Genomic DNA, 25,425 nt, shown 5'->3' with positions numbered 1-25,425 from the left:
ATGAGATCGTTAGCTGATTTCGAATTTAATAAAGCGCCATTGTGCGAAGGCATGATCCTGGCTTGCGAAGCAATCCGCCGCGATTTTCCCTCGCAAGATGTTTACGACGAACTGGAGCGTCTCGTTAGTCTGGCGAAGGAAGAAATCAGCCAGCTTCTGCCTTTAGAAGAGCAGCTGGAAAAACTGATCGCGCTGTTTTACGGCGACTGGGGATTTAAAGCCTCACGCGGCGTTTATCGTCTTTCCGATGCATTATGGCTGGACCAGGTGTTAAAGAATCGACAGGGCAGTGCGGTATCATTAGGTGCGGTTTTATTATGGGTCGCGAATCGTCTCGATTTGCCGCTGCTGCCGGTGATTTTCCCTACGCAGCTGATATTGCGCATTGAATGTCCGGATGGCGAAATTTGGCTGATTAATCCTTTTAACGGTGAATCGTTAAGCGAACATATGCTGGACGGATGGTTAAAGGGAAATATCAGCCCGTCGGCGGAACTGTTTTATGAAGACCTTGATGAAGCTGATAACATTGAGGTAATCCGCAAATTGCTGGATACACTCAAAGCCTCGTTGATGGAAGAAAATCAGATGGAGCTGGCGTTACGCACCAGCGAAGCTTTATTACAATTCAACCCTGAAGATCCCTATGAAATTCGCGATCGTGGGTTGATTTATGCGCAACTGGATTGCGAACACGTTGCGTTGAACGATTTAAGTTATTTCGTTGAACGGTGTCCGGAAGACCCGATCAGCGAAATGATCCGTGCGCAAATAAATAACATCGCGCATAAACATATTGTGCTGCATTAATTAATCGACATTTTACTCAAGATTAAGGCGATCCTATGAAACAAAAAGTGGTTAGCATTGGCGACATCAACGTAGCAAATGACCTGCCGTTCGTACTGTTTGGCGGTATGAACGTGCTGGAATCTCGCGATCTGGCGATGCGCATTTGCGAGCACTACGTAACTGTGACCCAGAAACTGGGTATCCCTTACGTGTTCAAAGCCTCTTTTGACAAAGCCAACCGCTCCTCCATCCACTCTTATCGTGGACCGGGCCTGGAAGAAGGGATGAAAATCTTCCAGGAGTTGAAGCAGACTTTTGGCGTGAAAATTATCACCGACGTTCACGAACCAAGTCAGGCACAGCCCGTTGCTGATGTCGTGGATGTGATTCAGTTGCCGGCGTTTCTTGCTCGCCAGACTGACCTGGTTGAAGCCATGGCGAAAACCGGTGCGGTAATTAACGTCAAGAAACCACAGTTTGTCAGCCCGGGACAGATGGGTAATATCGTTGATAAATTCAAAGAAGGCGGCAACGAAAAAGTGATTCTTTGCGATCGTGGTGCTAACTTCGGCTATGACAACCTGGTTGTCGATATGCTGGGCTTCAGCATTATGAAGAAAGTGTCTGGTAACTCGCCGGTGATTTTCGACGTGACCCACGCACTGCAATGCCGCGATCCGTTTGGCGCAGCTTCCGGTGGTCGTCGTGCTCAGGTGGCTGAGCTGGCACGAGCCGGTATGGCGGTAGGTCTGGCGGGGCTGTTTATTGAAGCGCATCCGGATCCGGAACATGCGAAATGTGATGGTCCATCCGCGCTGCCGCTGGCTAAACTGGAACCGTTCCTCAAGCAGATGAAAGCGATTGATGATCTGGTGAAAGGTTTCGAAGAACTGGATACCAGCAAGTAATCTTTTTTGCTTGAAAAATAAAGTCTTAGCGTTCTGCGTTAAGACTTTTTTCATGGGTGCCAGATACAAAAAAGGCCGCAGGCTGTTACCCCTGCGGCCGGTTTCGGGCGCATATTGCCATCACGGCAGCCTGACGCCCGTTTTCACCTTACTTCCGGTTACGCCACCAGCTGACAATCGCTGCGGCAATAATCCCCGCCAGGATCGGTGCTGCCAGGTCGTGCCAGAAAGTCATGGCAAACTGCGCGAGCGTCATATAGCCGCCTTGTTGTAATGACAACATTTTGCGGCTATTCTTGAAGTGTCTGGTTTCAAGATTAGCCCCCGTTTTGTTGTCAGGTTTTACCTCTCAACGTGCGGGGGTTTTCTCTTTCCAGCAACCAATGCCACCAGGGATAAAGCCCCCGCAACATTGCGCCTCACCGGATAATTCCGGCTTGGTGTGGATACTACGTCTCAATTCATCTTCACTTCATCCCTGAAATGTTTGCAATAAAGAGTACATTCCGGCTTTTCAACAGCTGTTGCAGTGGTTTCGTGCAGGTTGTGGTACAGGCTCGCAATTCTGATTAACGAGCTGTCCAGGTAGTATGAAGAAATACAATAAGCAGGAATTTATCTTATCTCTCCCGATTTCCGTCATCGGAGGAGATATAACTGTCAGGCAAATATCGTCATCAAATAGGCGGCAAACAGTGCCAGATGCGCTGCGCCATTGAGCACGTTAGTACGTCCGGTGGAGAAGGAGATATGGCACAGCACTAAAGAGGCCACCATCACCACCATTTCTGGCGCACCAAGTGCAAACTGCAATTCGTTACCCGTCATAAAGGCAATTAGCGTGACGACAGGTACGGTAAGCGAAATTGTTGCTAACACTGAACCAAAGAACAGATTCATCGCGCGCTGAACCTGGTTGTTCAACACTGCTTTTAACGCACCTAAACCTTCCGGCGACAGAATCAACAGTGCCACCAGGAAGCCAGTAAAGGCAACAGGGGCATTCATGCTGTCGAGCAATGTCTCCAGCGAGCTGGCGTTCATTTTGGTGACTGCAATAACGGCAATCAGATGGATAATCAACCAGATAGCATGCCACAGGCTGCTATGGGCAGACGTTTTACCGTGGTGCGGGTCGTCGTCATCACTGTCATCTTCGTGCTCGTAGACAAACAAACTTTGATGCGTTTTGGCCTGGATCAGCAAAAATACGCCATACATTGCCGCAGAAATTAATGCTACCAGTAACGCCTGACCGGTTGAAAAATTCGCCGCAGGCAGAGCCATTGGAAATACCAGTACGATTATCGCCAGGGGGAACAGCGCAATTAAATACTGCTTGATACCAAACAGATTCATATATTGGGTGGCAAACTTACGACCGCCCAACAATAATGAAAAGCCAACCAGCCCACCGGTAACAATCATAATGATTGAATAGAGCGTATCACGCATTAGCGTTGGCGCGGCGTCGCCGGTTGCCATTAAAGCTGAAATCAAACTGACTTCAAGAATAACCACTGAAAGGCTAAGAATAAGCGAACCGTAAGGTTCTCCCAGGCGATGGGCTAATACGTCCGCATGACGGACAACACTAAAGGCGCTACTTAAAATACCAATAAGCGCAAGAAGATTGATGGCAATGACCACTGGTAGTGTCTGGCTACTTCCCCACAGGAACAGCACTACCAGCACCAGAACCGGGAAAATAAGCGAAGTCTCCTTGTGGCGGGTTTTTACCGCCTCTTGAGCATTTGACATTATGGTTATCCCTTTGCAGATGAATTTATCGAAAATGTAAAAAATAGGTAGGAAAAATAACAGAAAGTGTCTGGATATCGGTAACATTTTACGAATTTTTACCCCGCTGTCGATTTTTTACTCATTGGGGCATAAAAATAAGTATTACGTTTAGACAATGTTTGTTTTAGCGTTTCTTAAGAACAGTCTGACATGAAAATTCTTATGTTTTGGCAAGAGTAGATATTGTTGACCACACTTAATGTTCAACTTTGTAAAAGGAGTCAACGATGCCGTATAAAACGAAAAGCGATCTGCCGGAAAGCGTAAAGCACGTTCTACCGTCTCATGCCCAGGATATCTATAAAGAAGCGTTCAACAGCGCATGGGATCAATATAAAGATAAAGAAGATCGGCGTGATGACGCCAGTCGCGAAGAAACCGCGCATAAAGTGGCCTGGGCTGCTGTGAAGCATGAATATGCCAAAGGGGATGATGATAAATGGCATAAAAAATCGTAAAACCGGTAGCTTAGTTAAAGCTATTCGTGCGGTGTTGCCTTGCAAGTGGTCCGTGGATTGCATATTGTTCCGTTAGTGGTTTCAAAATGAGCGGTAAAAATGTCCGGAAGACACCAAAAAGTTGTCGCAGGGAAGTATGCAGTGGCGGAGGTGTAAGGTGATAACGCGTGATTTCTTGATGAATGCCGATTGTAAAACGGCATTTGGTGCCATTGAAGAATCACTCTTATGGTCAGCAGAACAACGGGCGGCTTCGCTGGCGGCGACGCTGGCTTGTCGACCTGATGAGGGACCGGTGTGGATCTTCGGTTATGGATCGTTGATGTGGAATCCGGCACTGGAGTTTACCGAATCATGCACCGGTACACTGGTTGGATGGCATCGCGCGTTTTGCCTGCGCCTGACCGCCGGGCGCGGGACTGCGCACCAGCCGGGACGGATGCTTGCACTGAAAGAGGGCGGACGCACCACAGGCGTCGCCTATCGACTACCAGAAGAGACGCTGGAGCAGGAACTAACCCTGTTGTGGAAGCGCGAGATGATTACCGGCTGTTATCTGCCAACCTGGTGTCAGCTTGATCTTGATGATGGACGCACAGTAAACGCCATTGTGTTTATTATGGACCCGCGACATCCAGAATATGAATCTGACACTCGCGCTCAGGTCATCGCGCCGTTGATTGCGGCGGCGAGCGGTCCGCTGGGAACCAATGCACAATACCTGTTTTCACTGGAACAGGAGCTTATCAAACTGGGAATGCAGGACGATGGGCTGAATGATTTGCTGGTATCGGTAAAAAAACTACTGGCGGAGAATTATCCGGATGGTGTGTTAAGGCCGGGATTCGCCTGAGTAAACTTCCCTCATAGTGGGGCGTCAGACGCCCCCTTAAACATTAAAATGTGAGCACTTTATCGGCTGACAGCGTCCATTGCGCCAGTTCCACAAGAGTACCGATTTCCACCCCATCAATCAGAGGAAGTGTGCTAATCCCGCGCCCGTCGGTACAGGTTTTGCACAATTTCACCGGTACATTCTGAGCGGTAAGGATCTCCAGCATTTGCTGAATGTTGTAGCCTTCCCCTGGTTTTTGCCCGCGCAACCCGGCTGTGACCGCATCAGACATCAGGAACAGACGCAGATCCAGATTGCTCTCCTGCTCTCGTAACGCAATGGCCAGCCGCAAGCTGTTAAACAAGGATTCGCTCCCGTAAGGTGCGCCATTGGCAACGATCACTATTTTTTGCATTATTTACTCCTGTATTCAGGGAATTAGACACTCATCTTCTATCTTACTGCTTCTGCAGCGTCTGACCAATCGGTCACATTTTTAAGGATTTTCCTGAAAGCGCGAGAAAATACGACAAAAGTTGCCAGTAATCGTTATTCTTTAAGGCTATGGTTTTTCATTATTACCGGAAGTTACCGACGTTTTGAGCCGTTTCGTTCCTCGCATTATCCCGTTTTATTTACTCTTGCTTGTAGCAGGCGGTACAGCTAACGCACAATCTACCTTCGAGCAAAAAGCGGCAAATCCCTTTGATAATAACAATGATGGTCTGCCGGATTTAGGCATGGCTCCCGAAAATCATGATGGGGAAAAACACTTTGCTGAAATTGTGAAAGATTTCGGCGAAACCAGTATGAATGATAACGGGCTGGATACTGGCGAGCAGGCAAAAGCTTTCGCATTGGGAAAAGTCCGCGACGCGCTTAGTCAACAGGTTAATCAGCACGTAGAGTCCTGGCTATCACCGTGGGGAAATGCCAGTGTTGACGTCAAAGTGGATAACGAAGGACATTTCACCGGCAGTCGTGGAAGCTGGTTTGTGCCGTTACAAGATAATGATCGTTATCTCACCTGGAGCCAGCTTGGTCTTACTCAGCAGGATAATGGGTTGGTGAGCAATGTGGGCGTTGGGCAACGCTGGGCGCGCGGCAACTGGCTGGTGGGTTATAACACTTTTTATGACAACTTGCAGGACGAAAATCTTCAGCGAGCGGGCTTTGGTGCCGAAGCGTGGGGCGAATATTTGCGATTATCGGCAAACTTTTATCAGCCGTTTGCTGCATGGCATGAACAGACAGCCACGCAGGAACAACGGATGGCGCGCGGGTACGACCTGACAGCTCGGATGCGCATGCCGTTCTATCAACACCTCAATACCAGTGTCAGCCTAGAACAGTATTTTGGTGATCGTGTTGATTTGTTTAACTCTGGTACGGGTTATCACAATCCCGTCGCGTTGAGTCTGGGATTAAATTACACCCCTGTGCCATTAGTCACTGTGACGGCCCAGCATAAACAGGGGGAAAGTGGCGAAAATCAAAATAACCTCGGGCTGAATCTTAATTACCGCTTTGGTGTACCGCTCAAAAAACAACTTTCTGCGGGCGAGGTTGCCGAAAGTCAGTCGTTACGTGGTAGTCGCTATGACAATCCGCAGCGAAATAATCTACCGACTCTTGAGTACCGACAGCGAAAAACGTTAACGGTGTTTCTGGCGACACCGCCGTGGGATCTAAAACCTGGCGAAACAGTGCCGCTGAAATTACAAATCCGCAGTCGTTACGGTATTCGGCAACTGATTTGGCAGGGCGATACGCAGATATTAAGTTTGACGCCGGGCGCACAAGCCAACAGCGCGGAGGGCTGGACGCTGATCATGCCTGACTGGCAGAACGGGGAAGGGGCAAGCAATCACTGGCGATTGTCTGTGGTGGTGGAAGATAACCAGGGGCAGCGTGTCTCCTCCAATGAGATCACGCTAACGCTTGTCGAACCGTTCGATGCATTGTCAAACGACGAACTGCGCTGGGAACCGTAATCAGAAAATGCGCTCCTGATGCACCCATACCGCTGCTTCCACGCGAGACTTGAGCTTCATTTTCTTCAGCATGTGCTTGACGTGCACTTTTACTGTGCTTTCGGTGATATCCAGGCGGCGGGCAATCATCTTGTTCGGCAAACCCTGGGCAATCAGCTTGAGAATATCGCGCTCGCGTGGGGTTAACTGGTTAACATCGCGCTCAGTAGTGGCACGGTTAGCGCGCAAGCTGGCGGCCAGAACAGGCGTTAATGCTTCGCTTAATACCATTTCGCCAGCAGCTGCCTGATGCAATGCTTTCAGCAGATCTTCCGGTTCCATATCTTTTAACAGATAGCCATCCGCGCCGCGTTTCAGTGCGGTGACCACATCTTCTTCATGGTTAGAGACGCTGAATACCACAATGCGCCCTGAGAGGGACTTTTCGCGCAGTTTATCCAGCGTTTCCAGACCGTTCATGCCGGGCATATTGAGATCTAACAGGATCAGATCGGGATCAAGAGATTCCGCCAGTTCAATACCCTGTTCGCCATTACTCGCTTCGCCAACCACGGTGATATCTGGTGCCATACTGATAAGCTGTTTTACGCCAGTTCGCAGCATCGGGTGATCGTCAATCAGCAGGATAGTAGCCGGTTCCTGATTACTCATGGGTATCTCCTTGGACGTCTGTGAAAGTTTTTTCGGGAATAAAGGTGACCACCACTTCGGTGCCACCTGATTCACGACGGCGGACGCGGCAATCGCCTCGTAAACTTTGCGCACGGTCGCGCATTATTATCATGCCGTAGTGATTGCTGCGGATGGCATTTTCAGGCACGCCACAGCCGTTATCCTGGACGGTCAGTTTGACCTGATTATCGTTTTGCGCCACCGTCACCACGACCTCACTCGCTTGCGAATGTTTGAGGGCGTTACTTAATGCCTCACGGGCAATTTGCAACAAGTGGATTGCCTGATGTGAAGGCACCAGACGAGGCGGCAATTGATAATCCAGCTTCACCGGGAAGCCAAATTTGGCGCTGTACTCTTCGCAACTCGCTTCCAGCGCCGGACGTAATCCAGGCTCGGTGAGCTGCAAGCGGAATGTGGTGAGCAATTCACGCAACTGCGCCCAGGATGCATTCAGTTCGTTACGGATCTGACTTAACAGTTCGCGGCTGCTTTCTGGCAGCGCATCGCCCTGCATCTGTAAACAACTCACCTGCATCTTCATGCAAGAGAGAGATTGGGCAATAGAATCATGCAGTTCGCGCGCAATGGTGGCACGCTCTTCCATCACGATCAACTGTTGCTGACGTTCCTGATGGCGATCCAGCGCCAGCGTGGCGGTAAGTTGTTCAACCAGGGTATCCACCAGTTGTTGTTGGTCATGGCTAAGATGACGCCCCTGCGGCAGGGTCGCCAGCAAAATACCGTACTGCGTATGAGAGTCAGCCAGCCGCCACTTCAGGGTCGTGCCGCGATCACCAACGGGTAATACGCCGCGCGGGCAGAGCTGGCAGCCTTTATCATCACAAGTCATATCTGGCTGGCAGGTAAACTCCTGATGATTCTCTTCATCATCAGTGTCATACACCCGCAGTTCGATATCACGTAGCAGGGTTAAATTCTGTAAGCCGTTGAGTACCGGTGACAGGCGTTCACACAGCGGGGCGCGGGAATGCAAACGGCGGTTAGCCTGCCATAAAAAAGAGAGGATCTGATTTTTATGCTCCAGCCCGGCGGTTTTCTCCTGAACCCGCTGCTCAAGTACGGCATAACTTTCGGCCAGTTCTGCAGACATATTGTTCAACGCAGTTCCAAGCATCGCCATTTCGTTGCGCCCGCTGATGTTTGCGCGTTGGGTAAAATCGCGATGGCTGACGGCACTCGCCATTGCCAGCAGTTGCCGCCACGGTTGTAGCAGTCGCGCCCGCAACCAGATAATAGTGAACACCAGTAAAAGTGCCATAAATACCGCCATTACCCGATGGACCAGTACCACTGTCTCAATACGCATTTCCGTGGTGCGGTCAAAACCAGATACCAGCTGATCAAGCCCGGCAACAAACTGGCTGACATCCGCTGACACCGTTTCTCGGTTTTGTGCACGCATCAGCGCAGGGATCAGTTCATTACGCCAGTAATCTTGTAAGCCCTGTAATTGCGCCAGTTGTCCGTCTCGTTCTGCTGCTCGAGTCAACTCGGCGCTAAATGCCGTTTGTTCCATCTCTTTAATTAAGGGCTTGTCTTTCTCGCTTAATGGCACTGCCGCCAACAGACGGTAACTTTGCATGCGCAGCGATCCCGCTTTGTTGATCGCATGGGCGCTGCCCTGAACGCCTTGCACCAGCCAGCCAGAAACCGCCATCCCTGCCAGTCCAATAGCAGTAGAAAGCAACACAATAAGCGCAACCTGATTAACCAGGGTGAGCGGAGAGAGACAACGTTTAAGCATGTAAACCCCTTCCTTCAGGCTTTAAATGAGCAATAACCTTAATGAATGTGACGATATATTCTGGAATGGCAGTATTCTCGGCTATTGGCTGAAGTATACCCATAGCCGGAAAGAGTTACTCCTTATTTGCCGTGTGGTTAGTCGCTTTACATCGGTAAGGGTAGGGATTCTACAGCACCGTGAAAAATCTCATAATTTTTATGAAATCACTGTACTCACTATGGGTAATGATAAATATCAATGATAGATAAAGTTATCTTATCGTTTGATTTACATCAAATTGCCTTTAGCTCCAGACACTAAGGTGGCAGACATCGAAACGAGTATCAGAGGTGTCTATGAGTCACTCATCTGCCTCCGAAAGGGCTACTGGAGCTGTCATAACAGATTGGCGACCGGAAGATCCTGCGTTCTGGCAACAACGCGGTCAACGTATTGCCAGCCGCAACCTGTGGATTTCCGTTCCCTGTCTGCTGCTGGCGTTTTGCGTATGGATGTTGTTCAGCGCTGTTGCGGTGAACTTACCGAAAGTCGGTTTTAATTTTACGACCGATCAGCTATTTATGTTGACTGCGCTGCCTTCGGTTTCTGGCGCGTTATTACGTGTTCCATACTCCTTTATGGTTCCTATCTTCGGTGGTCGTCGCTGGACGGCGTTCAGCACCGGTATTCTGATTATTCCTTGCGTCTGGCTGGGTTTTGCCGTGCAGGATACCTCCACGCCTTATAGCGTCTTCATCATCATCTCTCTGCTATGCGGCTTTGCTGGCGCGAACTTCGCATCCAGTATGGCAAACATCAGCTTCTTCTTTCCGAAACAGAAGCAGGGTGGCGCGCTGGGTCTGAATGGTGGTCTGGGAAACATGGGCGTCAGCGTCATGCAGTTGGTTGCTCCGCTGGTGGTATCACTGTCGATTTTCGCAGTATTTGGTAGCCAGGGCGTCAAACAGCCGGATGGGACTGAGCTGTATCTGGCGAATGCGTCCTGGATATGGGTGCCGTTCCTTGCCATCTTCACCATTGCGGCGTGGTTTGGCATGAACGATCTTGCTACCTCGAAAGCCTCCATCAAGGAGCAGTTGCCGGTACTCAAACGGGGTCATCTGTGGATTATGAGCCTGCTGTATCTGGCAACCTTCGGCTCCTTCATCGGCTTCTCCGCGGGCTTTGCGATGCTGTCAAAAACGCAGTTCCCGGATGTTCAGATTCTGCAATACGCTTTCTTCGGGCCGTTTATTGGTGCGCTGGCGCGTTCTGCAGGTGGTGCATTATCTGACCGTCTGGGCGGAACTCGTGTCACGCTGGTGAACTTTATTCTGATGGCGATTTTCAGCGGCCTGCTGTTCCTGACCTTACCGACTGACGGGCAGGGCGGAAGCTTCATGGCGTTCTTCGCGGTCTTCCTGGCGCTGTTCCTGACAGCTGGGCTGGGTAGTGGTTCCACTTTCCAGATGATTTCAGTGATCTTCCGTAAACTGACAATGGATCGCGTGAAAGCAGAAGGGGGTTCTGACGAACGTGCGATGCGTGAAGCGGCAACCGGCACGGCAGCGGCGCTGGGTTTCATCTCTGCGATTGGCGCGATTGGTGGCTTCTTTATCCCGAAAGCGTTTGGTAGCTCGCTGGCATTAACGGGTTCGCCAGTAGGTGCAATGAAAGTATTTTTGATTTTCTATATCGCCTGCGTAGTGATTACTTGGGCGGTATATGGTCGGCATTCTAAAAAATAAATCTTAATATTTGATTATCCTTTGCGCGGCATGATGCCGCGCTTTTTTTATGCGTCATTTAGTTACAACATATTAGTGTTATATGGCTTATTTCGCCGGATTTCATTAAGAGCCATTAATATGTTACCCATGGGGAATACTCCTTAATACCCATTTGCATAAAAATCTTAATAGTTTAAATAACTATAGGTATAAAACGTCTTAATTTACAGCATGTTATGCTGTAACTGTTAATTATCCTAAAGGGGTATCTTAGGAATTTACTTTATTTTTCATCCCCATCACTCTTGATCGTTATCAATTCCCACGCTGTTTCAGAGCGTTACCTTGCCCTTAAACATTAGCAATGTCGATTTATCAGAGGGCCGACAGGCTCCCACAGGAGAAAACCGATGAGTAAATTCCTGGACCGGTTTCGCTACTTCAAACAGAAGGGTGAAACCTTTGCCGATGGGCATGGCCAGCTTCTCAATACCAACCGTGACTGGGAGGATGGATATCGCCAGCGTTGGCAGCATGACAAAATCGTCCGCTCTACCCACGGGGTAAACTGCACCGGCTCCTGCAGCTGGAAAATCTACGTCAAAAACGGTCTGGTCACCTGGGAAACCCAGCAGACTGACTATCCGCGTACCCGTCCGGATCTGCCAAACCATGAACCTCGCGGCTGCCCGCGCGGTGCCAGCTACTCCTGGTATCTTTACAGTGCCAACCGCCTGAAATACCCGATGATGCGCAAACGCCTGATGAAAATGTGGCGTGAAGCGAAGGCGCTGCATAGCGATCCGGTTGAGGCATGGGCTTCTATCATTGAAGACGCCGATAAAGCGAAAAGCTTTAAGCAGGCGCGTGGACGCGGTGGATTTGTTCGTTCTTCTTGGCAGGAGGTGAACGAACTGATCGCCGCATCTAACGTTTACACCATCAAAAACTACGGCCCGGACCGTGTTGCTGGTTTCTCGCCAATTCCGGCAATGTCGATGGTTTCTTACGCATCGGGTGCACGCTATCTCTCGCTGATTGGCGGTACTTGCTTAAGCTTCTACGACTGGTACTGCGACCTGCCTCCTGCGTCTCCGCAAACCTGGGGCGAGCAAACTGACGTACCGGAATCTGCTGACTGGTATAACTCCAGCTACATCATCGCCTGGGGTTCAAACGTGCCGCAGACGCGTACCCCGGATGCTCACTTCTTTACTGAAGTGCGTTACAAAGGCACCAAAACTGTTGCCGTCACACCAGACTACGCTGAAATCGCCAAACTGTGCGATCTGTGGCTGGCACCGAAACAGGGCACCGATGCGGCAATGGCGCTGGCGATGGGCCACGTAATGCTGCGTGAATTCCACCTCGACAACCCAAGCCAGTATTTCACCGACTATGTGCGTCGCTACACCGACATGCCGATGCTGGTGATGCTGGAAGAACGCGACGGTTACTACGCTGCAGGTCGTATGCTGCGCGCTGCTGATCTGGTTGATGCGCTGGGCCAGGAAAACAATCCGGAATGGAAAACTGTCGCCTTTAATACCAATGGCGAAATGGTTGCGCCGAACGGTTCTATTGGCTTCCGCTGGGGCGAGAAGGGCAAATGGAATCTTGAGCAGCGCGACGGCAAAACTGGCGAAGAAACCGAGCTGCAACTGAGCCTGCTGGGTAGCCAGGATGAGATCGCTGAGGTAGGCTTCCCGTACTTTGGTGGCGACGGCACGGAACACTTCAACAAAGTGGAACTGGAAAACGTGCTGCTGCACAAACTGCCGGTGAAACGCCTGCAACTGGCTGATGGCAGCACCGCCCTGGTGACCACCGTTTATGATCTGACGCTGGCAAACTACGGTCTGGAACGTGGCCTGAACGACGTTAACTGTGCAACCAGCTATGACGATGTGAAAGCTTATACCCCGGCCTGGGCCGAGCAGATTACCGGCGTTTCTCGCAGCCAGATTATTCGCATCGCCCGTGAATTTGCCGATAACGCTGATAAAACGCACGGTCGTTCGATGATTATCGTCGGTGCGGGGCTGAACCACTGGTATCACCTCGATATGAACTATCGTGGTCTGATCAACATGCTGATTTTCTGCGGCTGTGTCGGTCAGAGCGGGGGCGGCTGGGCGCACTATGTAGGTCAGGAAAAACTGCGTCCGCAAACCGGCTGGCAGCCGCTGGCGTTTGCCCTTGACTGGCAGCGTCCGGCGCGTCACATGAACAGCACTTCTTATTTCTATAACCACTCCAGCCAGTGGCGTTATGAAACCGTCACGGCGGAAGAGTTGCTGTCACCGATGGCGGACAAATCCCGCTATACCGGACACTTGATCGACTTTAACGTCCGTGCGGAACGCATGGGCTGGCTGCCGTCTGCACCGCAGTTAGGCACTAACCCGCTGACTATCGCTGGCGAAGCGGAAAAAGCCGGGATGAATCCGGTGGACTATACGGTGAAATCCCTGAAAGAGGGTTCCATCCGTTTTGCGGCAGAACAACCAGAAAACGGTAAAAACCACCCGCGCAACCTGTTCATCTGGCGTTCTAACCTGCTCGGTTCTTCCGGTAAAGGTCATGAGTTTATGCTCAAGTACCTGCTGGGGACGGAGCACGGTATCCAGGGTAAAGATCTGGGGCAACAGGGCGGCGTGAAGCCGGAAGAAGTGGACTGGCAGGACAATGGTCTGGAAGGCAAGCTGGATCTGGTGGTTACGCTGGACTTCCGTCTGTCGAGCACCTGTCTCTATTCCGACATCATTTTGCCGACGGCGACCTGGTACGAAAAAGACGACATGAATACTTCGGATATGCATCCGTTTATTCACCCGCTGTCTGCGGCGGTCGATCCGGCCTGGGAAGCGAAAAGCGACTGGGAAATCTACAAAGCCATCGCGAAGAAATTCTCCGAAGTGTGCGTCGGCTATCTGGGTAAAGAAACCGACATCGTCACGCTGCCTATCCAGCACGACTCTGCCGCTGAACTGGCGCAGCCGCTGGATGTGAAAGACTGGAAAAAAGGCGAATGCGACCTGATCCCAGGCAAAACTGCACCGCACATTATGGTCGTAGAGCGCGATTATCCGGCAACTTACGAACGCTTTACCTCTATCGGCCCGCTGATGGAGAAAATCGGTAACGGCGGTAAAGGGATTGCCTGGAACACCCAGAGCGAGATGGATCTGCTGCGTAAGCTCAACTACACCAAAGCGGAAGGTCCGGCAAAAGGCCAGCCGATGCTGAACACCGCAATTGATGCGGCAGAGATGATCCTGACGCTGGCACCGGAAACCAACGGTCAGGTAGCCGTGAAAGCCTGGGCTGCCCTGAGCGAATTTACCGGTCGTGACCATACGCATCTGGCGCTGAATAAAGAAGACGAGAAGATCCGCTTCCGCGATATTCAGGCACAGCCGCGCAAAATTATCTCCAGCCCGACCTGGTCTGGTCTGGAAGATGAACACGTTTCTTACAACGCCGGTTACACCAACGTTCACGAGCTGATCCCATGGCGTACGCTCTCTGGTCGTCAGCAACTGTATCAGGATCACCAGTGGATGCGTGATTTCGGTGAAAGCCTGCTGGTTTATCGTCCGCCGATCGACACCCGTTCGGTGAAAGAAGTGATAGGCCAGAAATCCAACGGCAACCCGGAAAAAGCGCTCAACTTCCTGACGCCGCACCAGAAGTGGGGTATCCACTCCACCTACAGCGACAACCTGCTGATGCTGACTTTAGGTCGCGGTGGTCCGGTGGTCTGGTTGAGTGAAGCCGATGCCAAAGATCTGGGTATCGCCGATAACGACTGGATTGAAGTCTTCAACAGCAACGGTGCACTGACTGCCCGTGCGGTTGTCAGCCAGCGTGTTCCGGCAGGGATGACCATGATGTACCACGCGCAGGAACGTATCGTTAACCTGCCTGGTTCGGAAATTACCCAACAGCGTGGTGGTATCCATAACTCGGTCACCCGTATCACGCCGAAACCGACGCATATGATCGGCGGCTATGCCCATCTGGCATACGGCTTTAACTACTACGGCACCGTAGGTTCTAACCGCGATGAGTTTGTTGTAGTGCGTAAGATGAAGAACATTGACTGGTTAGATGGCGAAGGCAATGACCAGGTACAGGAGAGCGTAAAATGAAAATTCGTTCACAAGTCGGCATGGTGCTGAATCTCGATAAGTGCATCGGCTGCCACACCTGTTCAGTTACCTGTAAAAACGTCTGGACCAGCCGTGAAGGCGTGGAATACGCGTGGTTCAACAACGTGGAAACCAAGCCGGGCCAGGGCTTCCCGACTGACTGGGAAAACCAGGAAAAATACAAAGGCGGCTGGATCCGTAAAATCAATGGCAAACTGCAACCGCGCATGGGTAACCGAGCCATGCTGCTGGGTAAAATCTTTGCTAACCCGCATCTGCCGGGGATCGACGATTATTACGAGCCGTTCGATTTTGATTATCAGAACCTGCATACCGCGCCGGAAGGCAGCAAATCGCAGCCGATTGCCCGTCCGCGTTCGCTGATTACCGGGGAACGGATGGCGAAAATCGAAAAAGGGCCGAACTGGGAAGATGACCTGGGCGGTGAGTTTGATAAACTGGCGAAAGACAAGAACTTCGACAACATCCAGAAGGCGATGTATAGCCAGTTCGAAAACACCTTTATGATGTATTTGCCGCGCCTGTGCGAACACTGCCTGAACCCGGCATGTGTGGCGACCTGCCCGAGCGGTGCGATTTACAAGCGTGAAGAAGATGGCATCGTCCTGATCGACCAGGATAAATGCCGTGGCTGGCGTATGTGCATCACCGGATGCCCGTACAAAAAAATCTACTTCAACTGGAAGAGCGGTAAGTCTGAGAAGTGCATCTTCTGCTATCCGCGTATTGAAGCGGGTCAGCCGACCGTGTGCTCAGAAACCTGTGTCGGTCGTATCCGTTATCTTGGCGTGCTGCTGTACGATGCCGACGCGATTGAACGTGCAGCCAGCACCGAGAACGAGAAAGATCTCTACCAGCGTCAGCTGGACGTGTTCCTCGATCCGAACGATCCGAAAGTCATCGAGCAGGCGATTAAAGACGGTATTCCGCTGAGCGTTATTGAAGCTGCACAGCAGTCGCCGGTTTATAAAATGGCGATGGAATGGAAACTGGCGCTGCCGCTGCATCCAGAATATCGCACACTGCCGATGGTCTGGTACGTGCCGCCTCTGTCTCCGATTCAGTCTGCAGCAGACGCGGGCGAGCTGGGCAGCAACGGAATTCTGCCAGACGTCGAAAGCTTGCGTATTCCGGTACAGTATCTGGCGAATCTGCTGACCGCCGGTGATACCAAACCGGTACTGCGTGCGCTGAAACGTATGCTGGCGATGCGTCATTACAAACGTGCTGAAACTGTTGACGGTAAAGTTGATACCCGTGCGCTGGAAGAGGTCGGTCTGACCGAAGCCCAGGCACAGGAGATGTACCGTTATCTGGCGATTGCTAACTACGAAGATCGCTTTGTGGTGCCGAGTAGTCATCGTGAACTGGCACGGGAAGCCTTCCCGGAGAAAAATGGCTGCGGCTTTACCTTTGGTGATGGCTGCCACGGCTCAGATACCAAATTCAATCTGTTCAACAGCCGTCGTATCGATGCCATCGATGTGACCAGCAAAACGGAGCCGCATCCATGATCGAACTCGTGATTGTATCGCGTCTCCTTGAATATCCGGATGCTGCCTTATGGCAGCATCAACAAGAGATGTTTGAGGCGATTGCTGCGTCGAAAAATCTGTCGAAAGAAGATGCCCATGCGCTGGGCATTTTCCTGCGCGATTTAACGGCGATGGATCCGCTCGATGCCCAGGTCCAGTACAGCGAACTGTTCGACCGTGGCCGTGCCACGTCACTGTTGCTATTTGAACATGTTCACGGTGAATCCCGTGACCGCGGCCAGGCGATGGTGGACCTGCTGGCGCAGTACGAGCAGCACGGCTTGCAGTTAAACAGCCGCGAATTACCGGACCATCTGCCGCTGTATCTGGAGTACCTGTCGCAGCTGCCGCAAAGCGAAGCCGTGGAAGGTTTGAAAGATATCGCGCCGATTCTGGCATTGCTGAGCGCGCGTCTGCAACAGCGTGAAAGCCGTTATGCCGTGATGTTTGATCTGCTGCTGAAATTGGCCAATACCGCTATCGACAGCGACAAAGTGGCGGAAAAAATTGCCGACGAAGCGCGCGATGATACGCCGCAGGCGCTGGATGCTGTCTGGGAAGAAGAGCAGGTTAAATTCTTTGCTGACAAAGGCTGCGGTGATTCAGCAATCACTGCTCATCAGCGTCGCTTTGCCGGTGCCGTCGCGCCGCAATATCTGAATATCACCACCGGAGGACAGCACTAATGCAATTCCTGAATATGTTCTTCTTTGATATCTACCCGTACATAGCCGGGGCGGTCTTCCTGATTGGTAGCTGGCTGCGTTATGACTACGGGCAGTACACCTGGCGCGCGGCGTCCAGCCAGATGCTGGATCGCAAAGGGATGAACCTGGCGTCGAACCTGTTCCATATCGGTATTCTGGGGATTTTTGTCGGTCACTTCTTCGGTATGTTGACGCCGCACTGGATGTATGAAGCCTGGCTGCCGATTGAAGTGAAACAGAAAATGGCGATGTTTGCTGGTGGTGCCAGCGGCGTGCTGTGTCTGATTGGCGGCGTGCTTTTGCTGAAACGTCGTATGTTCAGCCCACGCGTGCGTGCAACCACTACCGGAGCGGATATCCTGATCCTGTCGCTGCTCGTTATCCAGTGCGCGCTGGGCCTGCTGACCATTCCGTTCTCCGCTCAGCATATGGACGGTAGCGAGATGATGAAACTGGTTGGCTGGGCGCAGTCGGTGGTGACCTTCCACGGTGGCGCTTCTCAACACCTCGATGGTGTGGCGTTTATCTTCCGTCTGCACCTGGTGCTGGGGATGACGTTATTCCTGCTGTTCCCGTTCTCGCGTCTGGTACACATCTGGAGCGTACCGGTGGAGTATCTGACACGTAAGTACCAGCTGGTGCGCGCTCGTCACTAAACGAATTTTAGTTCACATAGACCCTGCTTCGGCGGGGTTTTTTTATGGGCACGGTGCGGGGTGAGTTGTCGGATGCGCTTCGCTTATCCGACCTACAGGGGAGGATATTGTAGGCCCGGTAAACGTGGTGCCATCGGGCAAAATTAGCTCGGAGTAACAGGTTTTGATTATTCAAGGAAGCGATGGTGGTGGGGGAAGGATTACTCAGCGCTGCGCGCTTCGCCCTTCGGGTCGTTGCCTGCGGCAACGCTCTCTCGCTGGCGCTCAAGTCGAACCTTGGTCGAAGCTTCTCATCCTTCCCCGCTTGGGCAGAATATTTGATTGCAGATTCGTTTGAGAATTCCGGGGCTTTTGAAAGTGATGGTGGTGGGGGAAGGATTCGAACCTTCGAAGTCGATGACGGCAGATTTACAGTCTGCTCCCTTTGGCCGCTCGGGAACCCCACCACGGGGTAATGCTTTTTACTAGCCTGCTCCCTTATCGGGAAGCGGGGCGCATCATATCAAATGACGCGCCGCTGTAAAGTGTTACGTTGAGAAAAATGAACTGGTTGCGTAATTTTCATCCGTAACGGATTAAAGGTAACCAGTTATTTTTGCTGGCGATTAAAGAATAATCGTCCGATTACCGTAAACAAAGACGCGTTGCGCCAGTACTTTGTATAGCGCACGACTTAAGACGTTTTTCTCGACGTCACGACCTGCGCGCATCATATCTTCAGCTGTGTAGGTATGATCGACATGAATAACGTCCTGCATGATGATTGGGCCTTCGTCCAGATTGTCATTCACATAGTGAGCGGTTGCGCCAATAATCTTCACACCACGTTCATAGGCCTGGTGATAAGGACGTGCGCCGATAAACGCAGGCAGGAATGAATGGTGAATATTGATGATTTTATTCGGGAAGCGTGCCACAAATTCCGGCGTTAATACCCGCATATACTTCGCCAGCACCACATAGTCAGGTTGATAAGCATCAATGGCGTCCGCCATCTTTTGATCGTGCTCGTTGCGGCTTAACCCTTCATGGCTTACCAGCTCAAACGGAATATCAAAACGCTCAACCAGAGAACGTAAAGTATCGTGGTTACCAATAACTGCCGCGATTTCGACATCCAGACCGCCGTAATTGGCTTTCATCAACAAATCGCCAAGGCAATGCGCTTCTTTAGTGACCAGAATCACTATCCGGCGACGACCGGCAGGATTCAGCTCACGCACGGAGCCTTCTGGCAATGCGCTATCGAGATCCGCCAGCAGGGTGGAATCATTAAAAATCCCTTCCAGTTCCGTGCGCATAAAAAAGCGCCCGGTACGGTGATCAACAAATTCATTGTTCTGTACGATATTTAACTCGTGCTTGTAGCAAATATTGGTAATACGTGCGATCAGACCTTTTTGGTCCGGACAAATAGTACGCAGAACTTTACGTTGGAGTGAATGCATTGCTGGAAAAACCTTGTTGAGAGTGTTTGCTAAACCGTACCGTCAACCATTATTGGCCGCAGCACTTTTTAAATTTTTTACCTGAACCACAAGGGCAGGGATCGTTGCGACCAAACTGCGGACGTGTACCGTCAATATAGTACCATTGACCGTTTTCTTTCAAAAATCGCGAACGTTCAATTATTGCACCTGTTTTGCCACCTTCGGTAAATCGAGCAACAAAACTGACAAATCCGATATTGTCGGCGTCCTGCCAACAATGTTCAAATACGGTCAATCCCAACCATTCAGTATGCGCAAATCCGGTCATCAATTCGGCACGTAACGCCGCTGCTCCACAAGAGGGATGCCAGGTCTTTATTAAATAATCAGCGTCTTGCATCACAAAAGCGCAGTAACGCGAACGCATGAGATGTTCTGGATCAGGTGCAACCTTTTCACCAGACACATAAGGGTGGCAACATAGGCTATACTCGACAGCACTACCACAGGGACAAAGCTGAGACACAAATAATCTCCCTGGAAACAATAACGGCGTATTAACCGCCTGAGTAGCACTATGTTAACCGAGCAGTAGCGATGTGGCTACGATTGCATTCCAGGGGAATCTTGCGGGAATAATGAGAAAGATAAAAATAGGGCTGGCGCTGGGATCTGGCGCGGCGAGAGGTTGGTCGCATATTGGCGTTATTAATGCGCTAAAAAAAGTGGGTATTGAAATTGATATCGTTGCAGGATGTTCAATTGGTTCGCTGGTGGGCGCGGCCTATGCATGCGATCGATTATCTGCGCTGGAAGATTGGGTAACCTCTTTCAGTTATTGGGACGTTTTACGCCTGATGGACCTCTCCTGGCAGCGCGGTGGGTTACTGCGCGGCGAGCGTGTCTTCAATCAATATCGCGAAATAATGCCGGAAACAGAGATCGAAAATTGTTCCCGTCGCTTTGCGGCTGTTGCCACCAATTTAAGTACGGGGCGTGAATTATGGTTTACTGAAGGCGATCTCCATCTTGCTATTCGCGCATCATGCAGTATTCCAGGACTCATGGCACCCGTTGCACATAACGGCTACTGGCTGGTTGATGGGGCAGTAGTTAACCCAATTCCTATTTCTCTTACGCGTGCATTGGGGGCTGATATTGTGATAGCGGTCGACCTGCAGCACGATGCTCATTTGATGCAACAAGATCTGCTCTCCTTTAATGTCAGTGAAGAAAATAGCGAGAATGGTGATTCTCTACCGTGGCATGCGCGTCTGAAAGAAAGGTTAGGCAGCATAACGACACGTCGGGCTGTGACAGCGCCAACGGCAACAGAGATTATGACCACGTCTATCCAGGTGTTGGAGAACCGCCTTAAAAGGAACCGCATGGCAGGTGATCCGCCCGATATTCTGATTCAACCTGTTTGCCCGCAAATATCTACGCTTGATTTCCATCGCGCGCACGCTGCCATTGCGGCCGGACAGCTGGCAGTGGAAAGGAAAATGGACGAACTTTTGCCGTTGGTACGCACCAACATTTGACCAGAATTTTTATCTACACTTAAGTTAATTCTGACAGGCGCAGGTGGCAATAGCATGCCACTATTGAGTAAAGCCAGTCAGGGGAGAGAACATGACGCAGCCATTGGTCGGAAAACAGATTCTCATTGTTGAAGATGAGCAGGTATTTCGCTCGCTTCTGGATTCATGGTTTTCCTCATTGGGAGCGACAACGGTACTGGCGGCTGATGGGGTGGATGCCCTTGAGTTGCTGGGAGGTTTCACTCCAGACCTGATGATATGTGATATCGCGATGCCACGAATGAACGGGCTTAAACTGCTGGAGCATATACGTAACAGAGGCGACCAGACCCCAGTTCTGGTGATATCTGCCACTGAAAATATGGCAGATATTGCCAAAGCGTTACGTCTGGGCGTTGAAGATGTTTTGCTGAAACCAGTTAAAGATCTGAATCGCTTGCGCGAGATGGTTTTTGCCTGTCTCTATCCCAGCATGTTTAATTCGCGCGTTGAGGAAGAGGAAAGGCTTTTTCGCGACTGGGATGCAATGGTTGATAACCCTGCCGCAGCGGCGAAATTATTACAGGAACTACAACCGCCGGTTCAGCAGGTGATTTCCCATTGCCGGGTTAATTACCGTCAATTGGTTGCCGCGGACAAACCCGGCCTGGTGCTTGATATTGCCGCACTTTCGGAAAACGATCTGGCATTTTATTGCCTTGATGTCACCCGAGCTGGACATAATGGCGTACTTGCTGCCTTGTTATTACGCGCATTGTTTAACGGATTATTACAGGAACAGCTTGCACACCAAAATCAACGGTTGCCAGAGTTGGGCGCGTTATTGAAGCAGGTAAACCATTTACTTCGTCAGGCCAATCTGCCGGGGCAGTTTCCGCTATTAGTTGGCTATTATCATCGCGAACTGAAAAATCTCATTCTGGTTTCTGCGGGTCTGAATGCGACGTTAAATACCGGCGAACACCAGGTGCAAATCAGTAATGGTGTTCCGTTAGGCACTTTAGGTAACGCTTATTTGAATCAATTGAGCCAGCGATGCGATGCCTGGCAATGCCAAATATGGGGAACCGGTGGTCGACTGCGCTTGATGTTGTCTGCAGAATGAGCAAACGATAACGCGGGCTAAATTTGCATTACCTGCTAATGTCGGCTGGTGGTACTATCGTCGCCATTCGTATAAGTAATTGTCTTAATTATGCTATCTCGCCTCCTTTTCAGAACTTAGCCCCTTCGGGGTGCTGATATACTGGGATGCGATACAGAAATATGAACACGTTCAAAACACGAACAGTCCAGGAGAATTTAAATGGCTGCCATTAATACGAAAGTCAAAAAAGCCGTTATCCCCGTTGCGGGATTAGGAACCAGGATGTTGCCGGCGACGAAAGCCATCCCGAAAGAGATGCTGCCACTTGTCGATAAGCCATTAATTCAATACGTCGTGAATGAATGTATTGCGGCTGGCATTACTGAAATTGTGCTGGTTACACACTCATCTAAAAACTCTATTGAAAACCACTTTGATACCAGTTTTGAACTGGAAGCAATGCTGGAAAAACGTGTAAAACGTCAACTGCTTGATGAAGTGCAGTCTATTTGTCCACCGCACGTGACTATTATGCAAGTTCGTCAGGGTCTGGCGAAAGGCCTGGGACACGCGGTATTGTGTGCTCACCCGGTAGTGGGTGATGAACCGGTAGCTGTTATTTTGCCTGATGTTATTCTGGATGAATATGAATCCGATTTGTCACAGGATAACCTGGCAGAGATGATCCGCCGCTTTGATGAAACGGGTCATAGCCAGATCATGGTTGAACCGGTTGCTGATGTGACCGCATATGGCGTTGTGGATTGCAAAGGCGTTGAATTAGCGCCGGGTGAAAGCGTACCGATGGTTGGTGTGGTAGAAAAACCGAAAGCGGATGTTGCGCCGTCTAATCTCGCTATTGTGGGTCGTTACGTACTTAGCGCGGATATTTGGCCGTTGCTGGCAAAAACCCCTCCGGGAGCTGGTGATGAAATTCAGCTCACCGACGCAATTGATATGCTGATCGAAAAAGAAACGGTGGAAGCCTATCATATGAAAGGGAAGAGCCATGACTGCGGTAATAAATTAGGTTACATGCAGGCCTTCGTTGAATACGGTATTCGTCATAACACCCTTGGCACGGAATTTAAAGCCTGGCTTGAAGAAGAGATGGGCATTAAGAAGTAACATCCGTATCGGTGTTATCCACGAAACGGCGTTGAGCAATCGACGCCGTTTTTTTATAGCTTATTCTTATTAAATTGTCTTAAACCGGACAATAAAAAATCCCGCCGCTGGCGGGATTTTAAGCAAGTGCAATCTACAAAAGATTATTGCTTGATCAGGAAATCGTCGAGGGATTTACCTTGCTCATCCATTGCTTTTTTGATTACAGCTGGAGTACGGCCTTGGCCAGTCCAGGTTTTAGTTTCGCCGTTTTCGTCAACGTAGCTATATTTTGCCGGACGCTGAGCACGTTTAGCTTTGGTGCCAGATTTAACGGCAGCAAGGCTATTCAGCAGTTCGTTCGGGTCAATACCGTCAGCGATCAGCATTTCGCGATATTGCTGCAGCTTACGAGTGCGCTCTTCAACTTCAGCAGCAGCCGCGCTTTCTTCTTCGCGACGTTCGTTAACAACAACTTCTAATTTTTCCAGCATTTCTTCCAGCGTTTCAAGTGTACATTCTCTTGCCTGCGCACGAAGAGTACGGATGTTGTTCAGAATTTTAAGTGCTTCGCTCATTGTAGTAATCTCAAACTTATATTGGGGTGGTTTGTTGAGGTAATAATAGAGCCTTAAATTCAGTTGTGCAATAGCCAGGAATGTAAGGAATTCAAAATTGTTCTTTATTTTGTGCCGCCAATAAATATCTTTTCATAAAATTAGCCAGAAAAGACGCGGCATATAGCCCTATTTACACCGATGATTTCGCAGCACGTGAGGTTAAAACTTCCTGATTCATGTCACATTTTATGGGGAGATTATCGTAGGCTGACGACCTTTCAGTCTTCTGTATTAGTTGTGTTTACGAGAATTCCCTATTAAGCGAATGATGAAAAGTAGAACAGTCGCAATAAGAGCATGGACTTAGTATTGCACTATCTCCTGGAGGTCAACAGAGGGCTATTACTTGCGCAACAGGTTAAAGATTGTGAATAGTTACCAGCAGTCATTTACCCGCTTATAACAAGCGAGGCAGTTGTAATGATAGCTCAGAAGGATTATGCAAGGCTTCGTAAGGGAGAACGCATATACCCACTTCTGTGCATACTGTTGAGCTGAAAAACTGACGAATTATGATAAACTCCAGCCAACTTTATTTCATATCATTGAGGGCCTGTGGCTGATGGCACAGCTATATTTCTACTATTCCGCAATGAATGCGGGTAAGTCTACAGCATTGTTGCAATCTTCATACAATTACCAGGAACGCGGCATGCGCACTGTCGTATATACGGCAGAAATTGATGATCGCTTTGGTGCCGGGAAAGTCAGTTCGCGTATAGGTTTGTCATCGCCTGCAAAATTATTTAACCAAAATTCATCATTATTTGATGAGATTCGTGCGGAACATGAACAGCAGGCAATTCATTGCGTACTGGTTGATGAATGCCAGTTTTTAACCAGACAACAAGTATATGAATTATCGGAGGTTGTCGATCAACTCGATATACCCGTACTTTGTTATGGTTTACGTACCGATTTTCGAGGTGAATTATTTATTGGCAGCCAATACTTACTGGCATGGTCCGACAAACTGGTTGAATTAAAAACCATCTGTTTTTGTGGCCGTAAAGCAAGCATGGTGCTGCGTCTTGATCAAGCAGGCAGACCTTATAACGAAGGTGAGCAGGTGGTAATTGGTGGTAATGAACGATACGTTTCTGTATGCCGTAAACACTATAAAGAGGCGTTACAAGTCGGCTCATTAACGGCTATTCAGGAAAGGCATCGCCACGATTAATAAGAATTTCTTTACTGACAGGGTGAGCAGGGCACTTTTATCCTGTCAGTTCGTTTTACGCACTTCTTCCGGGCTATATACCCTTCTCAGCAGTTTTTTAACGCCGCTATACGCCTCACAGGGCTCTTAAGCACCGACGTTGACTTGTGACCTGTAAAGTACAATATCCCTGTGTTTAGGCGTTATACATCGTCGCAAATATGATGAAGGCTAATGCTGTCGGTTTATGGAAAAGTTGCTTTGGGTAAACAAAAAAACGGCCCCAGAAGGGGTAATGCCAGTCAGTTAAGCAACTGACTGGCTCTTTTTCGGAGCTGTGGGGTATTTCCAGGGCCTCTCCTTTACCACTCTCGGGAAGGCCCTTTCCCTTCTCGTCGGTAATTTCACAAGTTGTCCCATACTTGCAAGATCGCGCATCAGCTCCGGTATACGTCCCGGTGAA

General features: G+C 50.1%; 22 protein-coding genes, 1 tRNA gene, 1 other RNA gene and 1 pseudogene. 14 read left to right on the top strand and 11 right to left on the bottom strand.

Going from position 1 to position 25,425, the window contains the following annotated elements; translation table 11 throughout:
• Both sirB1 and kdsA read left to right on the top strand, forming a co-directional pair.
• The gene (gene sirB1 / locus ABZJ92_RS07300) at positions 1-810 is read left to right on the top strand and encodes an invasion regulator SirB1 (protein ID WP_001257042.1); all 810 of its coding nucleotides are present in this window, start codon (positions 1-3) and stop codon (positions 808-810) included.
• 35 nt (positions 811-845) lie between these two features.
• Positions 846-1,700 carry a 3-deoxy-8-phosphooctulonate synthase gene (kdsA, locus tag ABZJ92_RS07295; protein ID WP_000811065.1) on the top strand — a complete coding sequence of 285 codons (855 nt, stop codon included), beginning with the start codon at positions 846-848 and terminating at the stop codon, positions 1,698-1,700.
• A 148-nt stretch (positions 1,701-1,848) separates the two neighbouring features.
• On the opposite strand, the gene ABZJ92_RS07290 is transcribed toward kdsA, so the two are convergent.
• A complete protein-coding gene (locus tag ABZJ92_RS07290) occupies positions 1,849-1,956 on the bottom strand; it encodes a type I toxin-antitoxin system toxin Ldr family protein (protein WP_000170961.1) in 108 nt (35 codons plus the stop codon).
• 404 nt (positions 1,957-2,360) lie between these two features.
• The gene (chaA, locus tag ABZJ92_RS07285; RefSeq protein ID WP_000063614.1) at positions 2,361-3,461 is read right to left on the bottom strand and encodes a sodium-potassium/proton antiporter ChaA; all 1,101 of its coding nucleotides are present in this window, start codon (positions 3,459-3,461) and stop codon (positions 2,361-2,363) included.
• Between the two features lie 269 nt (positions 3,462-3,730).
• On the opposite strand from chaA, the gene chaB reads away from it, so the two are divergent.
• Both chaB and chaC read left to right on the top strand, forming a co-directional pair.
• Positions 3,731-3,961, top strand: a complete 231-nt coding sequence (gene chaB, locus ABZJ92_RS07280; protein ID WP_001146444.1) for a putative cation transport regulator ChaB — start codon at positions 3,731-3,733, stop codon at positions 3,959-3,961.
• Between the two features lie 157 nt (positions 3,962-4,118).
• Positions 4,119-4,814 carry a glutathione-specific gamma-glutamylcyclotransferase gene (chaC, locus tag ABZJ92_RS07275; RefSeq protein WP_001295621.1) on the top strand — a complete coding sequence of 232 codons (696 nt, stop codon included), beginning with the start codon at positions 4,119-4,121 and terminating at the stop codon, positions 4,812-4,814.
• A gap of 43 nt (positions 4,815-4,857) precedes the next feature.
• On the opposite strand, the gene ychN is transcribed toward chaC, so the two are convergent.
• Positions 4,858-5,211 (bottom strand): DsrE/F sulfur relay family protein YchN, encoded by a 354-nt coding sequence (gene ychN / locus ABZJ92_RS07270; protein ID WP_001169669.1) that lies wholly within the window; start codon positions 5,209-5,211, stop codon positions 4,858-4,860.
• A gap of 184 nt (positions 5,212-5,395) precedes the next feature.
• Here ychN and ychO point away from each other — a divergent pair, with 184 nt between their 5' ends.
• Positions 5,396-6,790 (top strand): inverse autotransporter invasin YchO, encoded by a 1,395-nt coding sequence (gene ychO / locus ABZJ92_RS07265; protein ID WP_000086222.1) that lies wholly within the window; start codon positions 5,396-5,398, stop codon positions 6,788-6,790.
• Here the strand turns inward: ychO and narL are convergent, their stop codons facing one another.
• Positions 6,791-7,441: a two-component system response regulator NarL gene (gene narL / locus ABZJ92_RS07260; protein ID WP_000070491.1), complete on the bottom strand. Its 651-nt coding sequence runs from the start codon at positions 7,439-7,441 to the stop codon at positions 6,791-6,793.
• Positions 7,434-9,230, bottom strand: coding sequence for a nitrate/nitrite two-component system sensor histidine kinase NarX (narX, locus tag ABZJ92_RS07255; RefSeq protein WP_000918073.1), 1,797 nt, complete (start codon positions 9,228-9,230; stop codon positions 7,434-7,436). The genes narL and narX overlap by 8 nt, the downstream gene beginning before the upstream one ends.
• Before the next feature lie 338 nt (positions 9,231-9,568).
• Between narX and narK the strand changes: the two genes are divergently transcribed.
• The 5 genes from narK to narI all read left to right on the top strand — a co-directional run bounded on the left by narK (position 9,569) and on the right by narI (position 18,015).
• Positions 9,569-10,960, top strand: a complete 1,392-nt coding sequence (gene narK / locus ABZJ92_RS07250) for a nitrate transporter NarK (RefSeq protein ID WP_000019858.1) — start codon at positions 9,569-9,571, stop codon at positions 10,958-10,960.
• A 392-nt stretch (positions 10,961-11,352) separates the two neighbouring features.
• Entirely contained in the window at positions 11,353-15,096 is a 3,744-nt protein-coding gene (locus ABZJ92_RS07245; protein WP_000032947.1) for a nitrate reductase subunit alpha, read from the top strand.
• Positions 15,093-16,631, top strand: coding sequence for a nitrate reductase subunit beta (narH, locus tag ABZJ92_RS07240; RefSeq protein ID WP_000702650.1), 1,539 nt, complete (start codon positions 15,093-15,095; stop codon positions 16,629-16,631). The genes ABZJ92_RS07245 and narH overlap by 4 nt, the downstream gene beginning before the upstream one ends.
• Positions 16,628-17,338, top strand: a complete 711-nt coding sequence (gene narJ, locus ABZJ92_RS07235; RefSeq protein ID WP_000571704.1) for a nitrate reductase molybdenum cofactor assembly chaperone — start codon at positions 16,628-16,630, stop codon at positions 17,336-17,338. Before narH ends, narJ begins: the two co-directional genes overlap by 4 nt.
• The gene (gene narI, locus ABZJ92_RS07230) at positions 17,338-18,015 is read left to right on the top strand and encodes a respiratory nitrate reductase subunit gamma (RefSeq protein ID WP_001160114.1); all 678 of its coding nucleotides are present in this window, start codon (positions 17,338-17,340) and stop codon (positions 18,013-18,015) included. Before narJ ends, narI begins: the two co-directional genes overlap by 1 nt.
• Before the next feature lie 183 nt (positions 18,016-18,198).
• Here the strand turns inward: narI and ABZJ92_RS07225 are convergent.
• The 4 genes from ABZJ92_RS07225 to ABZJ92_RS07210 all read right to left on the bottom strand — a co-directional run bounded on the left by ABZJ92_RS07225 (position 18,199) and on the right by ABZJ92_RS07210 (position 19,971).
• A non-coding RNA gene (locus ABZJ92_RS07225) (RtT sRNA) lies at positions 18,199-18,330 on the bottom strand.
• Positions 18,331-18,376: 46 nt separating this feature from the next.
• Positions 18,377-18,461: transfer RNA gene (locus ABZJ92_RS07220), tRNA-Tyr, on the bottom strand.
• Positions 18,462-18,620: 159 nt separating this feature from the next.
• Positions 18,621-19,463: a formyltetrahydrofolate deformylase gene (purU, locus tag ABZJ92_RS07215; RefSeq protein ID WP_000555849.1), complete on the bottom strand. Its 843-nt coding sequence runs from the start codon at positions 19,461-19,463 to the stop codon at positions 18,621-18,623.
• A gap of 49 nt (positions 19,464-19,512) precedes the next feature.
• Positions 19,513-19,971 (bottom strand): YchJ family protein, encoded by a 459-nt coding sequence (locus ABZJ92_RS07210; protein WP_005105319.1) that lies wholly within the window; start codon positions 19,969-19,971, stop codon positions 19,513-19,515.
• A gap of 112 nt (positions 19,972-20,083) precedes the next feature.
• On the opposite strand from ABZJ92_RS07210, the gene rssA reads away from it, so the two are divergent.
• The 3 genes from rssA (at position 20,084) to galU (ending at position 23,204) form a co-directional block, all read left to right on the top strand.
• Complete coding sequence (rssA, locus tag ABZJ92_RS07205) at positions 20,084-20,989, top strand: patatin-like phospholipase RssA (RefSeq protein ID WP_001295622.1); 906 nt, start codon at positions 20,084-20,086, stop codon at positions 20,987-20,989.
• 91 nt (positions 20,990-21,080) lie between these two features.
• The gene (gene rssB, locus ABZJ92_RS07200) at positions 21,081-22,094 is read left to right on the top strand and encodes a two-component system response regulator RssB (RefSeq protein ID WP_000193447.1); all 1,014 of its coding nucleotides are present in this window, start codon (positions 21,081-21,083) and stop codon (positions 22,092-22,094) included.
• Positions 22,095-22,295: 201 nt separating this feature from the next.
• Complete coding sequence (gene galU, locus ABZJ92_RS07195) at positions 22,296-23,204, top strand: UTP--glucose-1-phosphate uridylyltransferase GalU (RefSeq protein WP_000718995.1); 909 nt, start codon at positions 22,296-22,298, stop codon at positions 23,202-23,204.
• Between the two features lie 143 nt (positions 23,205-23,347).
• Here galU and hns read toward each other — a convergent pair whose 3' ends face one another.
• The gene (gene hns / locus ABZJ92_RS07190; protein WP_001287378.1) at positions 23,348-23,761 is read right to left on the bottom strand and encodes a histone-like nucleoid-structuring protein H-NS; all 414 of its coding nucleotides are present in this window, start codon (positions 23,759-23,761) and stop codon (positions 23,348-23,350) included.
• Positions 23,762-24,365: 604 nt separating this feature from the next.
• Between hns and tdk the strand changes: the two genes are divergently transcribed.
• A complete protein-coding gene (gene tdk / locus ABZJ92_RS07185; protein ID WP_000068079.1) occupies positions 24,366-24,983 on the top strand; it encodes a thymidine kinase in 618 nt (205 codons plus the stop codon).
• Between the two features lie 285 nt (positions 24,984-25,268).
• Here the strand turns inward: tdk and ABZJ92_RS07180 are convergent.
• Positions 25,269-25,425 (bottom strand): annotated as a pseudogene (locus ABZJ92_RS07180) (IS4 family transposase); the annotation flags it as partial.

Source organism: Shigella sp. FJ200513, from assembly GCF_040495915.1.
Taxonomy (GTDB): Bacteria; Pseudomonadota; Gammaproteobacteria; order Enterobacterales; family Enterobacteriaceae; genus ECMA0423.
Note: the sequence above shows the minus strand (reverse complement) of the source record. Positions and strands in the feature narration are given on the sequence as shown.

Excerpts from the sequence above, each read along its gene's own strand:
- narX (WP_000918073.1), bottom strand. The coding sequence starts at position 9,230 with ATGCTTAAACGTTGTCTCTCTCCGCTCACCCTGGTTAATCAGGTTGCG.
- narI (WP_001160114.1), top strand. The coding sequence starts at position 17,338 with ATGCAATTCCTGAATATGTTCTTCTTTGATATCTACCCGTACATAGCC.
- hns (WP_001287378.1), bottom strand. The coding sequence starts at position 23,761 with ATGAGCGAAGCACTTAAAATTCTGAACAACATCCGTACTCTTCGTGCG.
- rssB (WP_000193447.1), top strand. The coding sequence starts at position 21,081 with ATGACGCAGCCATTGGTCGGAAAACAGATTCTCATTGTTGAAGATGAG.
- kdsA (WP_000811065.1), top strand. The coding sequence starts at position 846 with ATGAAACAAAAAGTGGTTAGCATTGGCGACATCAACGTAGCAAATGAC.
- chaA (WP_000063614.1), bottom strand. The coding sequence starts at position 3,461 with ATGTCAAATGCTCAAGAGGCGGTAAAAACCCGCCACAAGGAGACTTCG.
- narL (WP_000070491.1), bottom strand. The coding sequence starts at position 7,441 with ATGAGTAATCAGGAACCGGCTACTATCCTGCTGATTGACGATCACCCG.
- galU (WP_000718995.1), top strand. The coding sequence starts at position 22,296 with ATGGCTGCCATTAATACGAAAGTCAAAAAAGCCGTTATCCCCGTTGCG.
- narJ (WP_000571704.1), top strand. The coding sequence starts at position 16,628 with ATGATCGAACTCGTGATTGTATCGCGTCTCCTTGAATATCCGGATGCT.
- narH (WP_000702650.1), top strand. The coding sequence starts at position 15,093 with ATGAAAATTCGTTCACAAGTCGGCATGGTGCTGAATCTCGATAAGTGC.
- chaB (WP_001146444.1), top strand. The coding sequence starts at position 3,731 with ATGCCGTATAAAACGAAAAGCGATCTGCCGGAAAGCGTAAAGCACGTT.
- ABZJ92_RS07290 (WP_000170961.1), bottom strand. The coding sequence starts at position 1,956 with ATGACGCTCGCGCAGTTTGCCATGACTTTCTGGCACGACCTGGCAGCA.
- narK (WP_000019858.1), top strand. The coding sequence starts at position 9,569 with ATGAGTCACTCATCTGCCTCCGAAAGGGCTACTGGAGCTGTCATAACA.
- rssA (WP_001295622.1), top strand. The coding sequence starts at position 20,084 with ATGAGAAAGATAAAAATAGGGCTGGCGCTGGGATCTGGCGCGGCGAGA.
- sirB1 (WP_001257042.1), top strand. The coding sequence starts at position 1 with ATGAGATCGTTAGCTGATTTCGAATTTAATAAAGCGCCATTGTGCGAA.
- tdk (WP_000068079.1), top strand. The coding sequence starts at position 24,366 with ATGGCACAGCTATATTTCTACTATTCCGCAATGAATGCGGGTAAGTCT.
- ychN (WP_001169669.1), bottom strand. The coding sequence starts at position 5,211 with ATGCAAAAAATAGTGATCGTTGCCAATGGCGCACCTTACGGGAGCGAA.
- ABZJ92_RS07245 (WP_000032947.1), top strand. The coding sequence starts at position 11,353 with ATGAGTAAATTCCTGGACCGGTTTCGCTACTTCAAACAGAAGGGTGAA.
- purU (WP_000555849.1), bottom strand. The coding sequence starts at position 19,463 with ATGCATTCACTCCAACGTAAAGTTCTGCGTACTATTTGTCCGGACCAA.